Consider the following 518-nt stretch of genomic DNA (forward strand, 5'->3'; position numbering starts at 1 on the left):
GACATGAACGGGTTCGAGTTCGCCGAGACCATCCGCTCCGACAGCAATCTGGGCACGATGCCGATCATCGGTCTCTCGGCGCTGGTGTCGCCGGCGGCGATCGAGCGCGGCCGTCAGGCCGGCTTCCACGACTATGTCGCCAAGTTCGACCGTCCCGGTCTGATCGCGGCGCTGAAGGAACAGACCGCGGGCGCCGCCGGCGCCTCCGAGCTGAGCCGGGCAGCGGCGTAAAGAGGACGAGGAGATACGCACATGACCAAGAAGAAGACCCAGTCCGGCGAAGGCGCCATGGTCGAATACGTCACCGCGATGATCGGCGGCCAGCTGTTCGGCCTGCCGATCTCCCGCGTCCAGGACGTGTTCATGCCGGAGCGCGTCACCCGCGTTCCCTTGTCCTCGCGCGAGATCGCGGGCGTGCTGAACCTGCGCGGCCGCATCGTCACCGTGGTCGACATGCGCGCCCGGCTCGGCCTGCCCAAGCCCGAGGACGGCAAGACCCCGATGGCGGTCGGCGTCGA

The 518-nt window shown here is 68.3% G+C and carries 2 protein-coding genes; both read left to right on the forward strand.

Features of this window, described 5'->3' with window-relative positions:
* The coding region (locus IVB29_RS20540) for a hypothetical protein (RefSeq protein WP_247505209.1) at positions 1 to 231 on the forward strand (231 nt) is incomplete at its 5' end.
* 21 nt (positions 232 to 252) lie between these two features.
* Positions 253 to 518: chemotaxis protein CheW (locus IVB29_RS20545; protein WP_247505210.1), on the forward strand; the 266-nt coding region annotated here is incomplete at its 3' end.

The sequence above is a fragment of the Bradyrhizobium sp. 1 genome (assembly GCF_023073315.1).
Taxonomy (GTDB): Bacteria; Pseudomonadota; Alphaproteobacteria; order Rhizobiales; family Xanthobacteraceae; genus Bradyrhizobium.